Annotated in this window: 1 pseudogene; it reads left to right on the forward strand. The window is 65.3% G+C overall.

The annotated features are described in order from the left end of the window. A pseudogene (locus AC1DFE_RS24210) lies at nt 1–398 on the forward strand (multicopper oxidase family protein); the annotation flags it as partial.

Raw genomic sequence — 398 nt, forward strand, 5'->3', positions numbered from 1 at the left:
ACCCCCACCACCAAGGGCGACGTCATCTACCTCACCGACGTGATGAAGATGCCCAACGGCCGGATGTGGTCCAACTCGTCCAGGTTCGCGCCGGACCCGAACTACAAGGTCCCGGTGCTCAAGTTCGTGATCGGCGACGACGCTCCCGACGACAGCGAGATCCCCATGAAGATGCGCGACCTGCCGCCGCTGCCGAGCAACTGGCAGTCCATGCTGGACAACCGGCTGATCTTCGAGGTGGAGCGCGGTTCGGGCGGCGGCGAAACGGAGTGGCTGATCAACGGCAAGCCCTTCGACCCGCAGCACGTGCTGGCAAGCCTGAAGAACCGTGCCGGCCGCACGCCGCTGGCCCAGCAGAAGAAGGGCAGCTACAACCTCTGGGAGATCCGCAACGGCGG

This window comes from Arthrobacter sp. 05T423, assembly GCF_056396245.1.